Origin of the sequence: Burkholderia sp. SJZ089 (assembly GCF_007828315.1) — a bacterium.
GTDB classification, from domain to species: domain Bacteria; phylum Pseudomonadota; class Gammaproteobacteria; order Burkholderiales; family Burkholderiaceae; genus Burkholderia; species Burkholderia gladioli.
In genome coordinates, this window is the sequence record NZ_VIUM01000051.1 from 1 (window position 1) to 4,328 (window position 4,328).

Genomic DNA, 4,328 nt, shown 5'->3' on the forward strand with positions numbered 1-4,328 from the left:
CGGCCACATAGCGCCCTCAAATACAAAACGCCCGATGCGGTGCATCGGGCGTTCTAGCGTCTAACACTGTCAACCTATTTCAGGACTTGACACCACTTTGGGCGCGCACAATCGGCTGGCCTCCAAACGAAAACGGGCGCCGCTCACGCGACGCCCGTCGAGGTGGCAAGCCTGCCCGGATCAGACCTTGCCGTCGCGCAATTCGCGGCGCAGGATCTTGCCGACGTTGGTCTTCGGCAATTCAGTGCGGAATTCGATGAAGCGCGGCCGCTTGTAGCCCGTCAATCGTTCCTTGCAGTAGGCAATGAGATCCTGGTCGGTCAGTGCCGGATCCTTCTTCACCACGAACAGCTTCACGGCCTCGCCAGAATGCTCGTCGGGCACACCTACCGCGGCGACTTCGAACACGCCCGGATGCGAGGCCACCACGTCCTCCACCTCGTTCGGATAGACGTTGAAGCCCGAGACCAGGATCATGTCCTTCTTGCGATCGACGATCTTCACGTAGCCGCGCTCGTCCATCACACCGATATCGCCGGACTTGAAGAAGCCGTCGGCCATCATGACCTTGGCGGTTTCGTCGGGGCGATTCCAGTAACCCGCCATTACCTGCGGGCCGCGGATGCAGATCTCGCCGGGCTGGCCGAGCGGGACTTCCTTGCCGTCGTCGTCGCGAATCGAGATTTCGGTCGACGACACGGGCAGGCCGATGGTGCCGGTGTACTCGGTCGCGGTCACCGGATTGCAGCTGACCACGGGAGAAGTTTCGGACAGGCCGTAACCCTCGACGATCGGCGTGCCGGTCTTCTCGTACCAGCGCTTCGCGACGCTTTCCTGGATCGCCATGCCGCCGCCATTCGCGACCGCCAGCTTCGAGAAGTCGAGCTGGCCGAAATCGGGATGATTCAGCATCGCGTTGTAGAGCGTGTTGACGGCCGGGAAGGTCGACACCGAGTAGCGCTTGAGCTCCTTGAACATGCCGCCGATGTCGCGCGGATTCGGGATCAGCAGCGCGGTACCGCCGGTGCGCATGGTCAGGAAGCCGCAGACGGTCAGCGCGAACACGTGATAGAGCGGCAACGCGGCGACCGTGATGTACTGCGACAGGCCCGGCACCTTGGTATAGGCCGGCGCATGCCACTCCTCCGACTGCAGCACATTGGCGACGATGTTTCGCTGCAACAGCGTCGCGCCCTTCGCGACCCCGGTCGTGCCGCCCGTGTACTGGAGGAAGGCGACGTCGTCGGGGCCGAGCTTCGGCGCCGCGAATGTCTGGCGCGCGCCCTCGGCCAACGCGGCATTGAAGCGCGTGAAGGACTTCAGTTGCCAGGCCGGCACCATCTTCTTCGCCTTGCGCACGACGTAGTTGACGATCAAGCCCTTCAAGCCGAGCAGATCGCCCATCGCCGCCACGACAACATGCTTGACCGCCGTCTTGTCGATCACCGCCTGGAGGGTGGCCGCGAAGTTCTCGAGGATCACGATCGCTTCAGCGCCGCTGTCCGTCAGCTGATGCTCAAGCTCGCGCGGCGTGTAGAGCGGATTGACGTTGACCACCGTATAACCGGCGCGCAGCACGGCGGCAATCGCGACGGGATACTGGAGCACGTTCGGCATCATGATCGCGATGCGCGCGCCGTGCGCGAGGCCGCGCGACTGGAACCAGGCGCCGAGCTTGCGCGACATCGCATCGAGTTCGCCATAGCTCAACGACTTGCCCATGCAGATGAAAGCGGCCCGGTCGCGATACGAGCGGAAACTCTCATCGAGCAGGTCGGGTACGGTCGGATAACGCGATGGATCGATTTCGGCCGGAACGCCGGGTGGGTACGATTTCAGCCAAATCTTGTCCATGCAACACGTCTCCTCACTGATTTTCGAATGGTCGTGCTAAAAACGCATCCTAGCCGCTCGGCTGCTTCGAAACAACCGGGTTAGACACTCCTTTCCAACTTCCGCGACGGGCTTGGCTCGTGTTCCATCCCGTTCACCGCGCTTTCGCCACGATTCCGCCGCAGATCGAACGCGCGCCCTGCGCTTGCTTGCCATCAAGCGCGCGCGACCTCGACCAGGCAGTCGTAGAAAGTCGCGGCGTTGCCGAGGTCGGTCAACGCCTGGCTCGTCACCTGGTTGGCGTTGCAGCCGTCCGGCGCGAATTTCTTCCACCAGATCGACAGGCCAACCACGAGGCCACGGCGCGCCCGCTCGGTAATCATCGCGCGAGCCTGCATGGAACCGCGGTCGTTGAACACGCGCACCATATCGCCCTCGGCGATGTCTCGCGCGGCAGCATCGTCGGGATGCAGTTCGAGATGGGGTTCGCGCTCCGTCGCTCGAAGGCTCTCGATGTTGACGAAAGTGCTGTTCAGGAAATGGCGCGCCGGCGGCGAGATCATCGCGAGCGGATAACGTGCTGCCAACTCCGGGGCGCCATCCGGCGATTCGTGTGGCGGCAGATAGTCGGGCATCGGGTCGAGGCCCATTTGCGCGAGCCGCTCACTATAGAACTCGCATTTCCCGGAAGGCGTGCGAAATCCACCGTTTGCAAACGGCGCATCAGCCAGCTTCAGCTTTTGCCACCCCTTCTCTTTCAGCGTATCCCAATCGCAATCGAGTGCCGGATCATCCCAGCGCAAGGACACGCGCGCAAGCGTTTCGTCGTCTTCATATAGGGCGGACTCGGTCAGTCCCATCGCGCGGGCGAAACCGCGAAAGATTTCGGTATTCGGCCTCGATTCACCAATCGGCGCGATCGCCGGCAGGTTGGCCATGACATAGGTGTGGCCGTAGGACTTGTGGACATCGAGGTGCTCGAGTTGCATCGTGGCCGGTAGCACGAGGTCAGCATAATCAGCCGTGTCGGTCTGGAAATGCTCCAGAACCACGGTGAAGAGATCCTCTCGGGCGAATCCGCTCGCCACCTTGACCGAATCCGGGGCCACCGCCACCGGATTCGAGTTGTAGACGATCAGCGCTTCGATTTTTGGACCGAAATCGGCATCGCCGGGATGCAGCAAGGCGTCGCCAATGGCGTTCATATTGATTGATCTCGGCAGCTTGTTCGGCCAACCCGGCAGCAAATCGGGACGGCCCAATGCCACCGAATTCACCGGCGCCCAATCCGACGCCGACATCAGCAAGCCGCCCGCACGATCGCGCCAGGAACCAGTCAGCGCCGGCAAGCTCGCGATGGCCCGCGTGGCATTGCCGCCGCCTCGGGTTCGCTGCATCCCGTAGTTGAGGCGAATCGCCGATTTACGGGTTTGACCGTAGATGCGAGCAAGATCGATGATTTCCGCTTCGGATACGCTGCAGATTTCGGCCACGCGCGTAGGCGGATAGGACAGAGCCCGCGCCCTCAATTCTTCGAAACCGTGTGTGTGGTCGCGCAGATAGGCGTGGTCGAGCCGGTCTTCCGTGATCAGTACATGCATCATACCGAGCGCGAAGGCAGCATCGGTTCCAGGCCGAATCGCGATATGTTGATGACATTTGTCCGCGGTTAGCGAGCGATAGGGATCGATGGCGATCAGGCGAGCGCCGCGCCGTTTTGCTTCCTGCGCTCGCGTCCAGAAGTGCAGGCTCGAGGCGACGGGGTTCGCGCCCCAGATCAGGATGAGTTCGCTTTCCTCGAAGAAGTCGACATGCATGCCCACGCTTGCGCCATAGGTGTAGCGCAAACCGGCCGACCCCGCCGACGAACAGATCGTTCGCTCGAGACGCGAGGCACCAAGCACATTCATGAAGCGCTGGGCGAGGCTTTCGCCCTGGATCAAGCCCATGGTGCCCGCGTAGCTGTAAGGGACGATCGCCTCCGGCGCGCGCCGCGCGATTTCACCGAGTCGCTCGGCTACGATTCGATTCGCCTGGTCCCAGCCGATCGCTTCGAAGCGCCCTTCGCCCTTCGGCCCGATTCGCTTCAGAGGCGTATTCAGGCGCTCGCGATGATAGATTCGATCCGCGTAGCGACTGACCTTGGTGCAAAGCACGCCTTGTGTCGGTGGATGATCGGGGTCGCCATTGACCTTGCTGACACGGCCCTCGCCGTCGATCGAAACGCGAAGCGCGCATGTGTCAGGGCAATCGTGCGGGCAGACGGCACGGGCGAATTCAACGGGGGCGTGCATGGAGCGCTCGACATTCGGACGAATGTGGCGATTCTACGCTGCGCTACTATCCAGCAGCTGGAAAAGACAAAACCCCCGCTGCCTGGGGCAACGGGGGTTGTCGTGAAGGGAAGCCTGACGATTACCTACTTTCACACGGGCAATCCGCACTATCATCGGCGTGGAGTCGTTTCACGGTCCTGTTCGGGATGGGAAGGGGTG

Annotated in this window: 2 protein-coding genes; both read right to left on the reverse strand. The window is 62.1% G+C overall.

Annotated features, from left to right (window positions below):
- Positions 1–180 precede the first annotated feature (180 nt).
- A complete protein-coding gene (locus FB600_RS36900) occupies positions 181–1,854 on the reverse strand; it encodes a long-chain fatty acid--CoA ligase (protein ID WP_145758307.1) in 1,674 nt (557 codons plus the stop codon).
- Between the two features lie 194 nt (positions 1,855–2,048).
- The gene (locus tag FB600_RS36905; protein ID WP_145758308.1) at positions 2,049–4,127 is read right to left on the reverse strand and encodes a molybdopterin-dependent oxidoreductase; all 2,079 of its coding nucleotides are present in this window, start codon (positions 4,125–4,127) and stop codon (positions 2,049–2,051) included.
- Between the last annotated feature and the right edge of the window lie 201 nt (positions 4,128–4,328).

Bases quoted from the DNA above. Each gene is read 5' to 3' on its own strand.
- FB600_RS36905 (WP_145758308.1), bottom strand. From the start codon at position 4,127: ATGCACGCCCCCGTTGAATTCGCCCGTGCCGTCTGCCCGCACGATTGC.
- FB600_RS36900 (WP_145758307.1), bottom strand. From the start codon at position 1,854: ATGGACAAGATTTGGCTGAAATCGTACCCACCCGGCGTTCCGGCCGAA.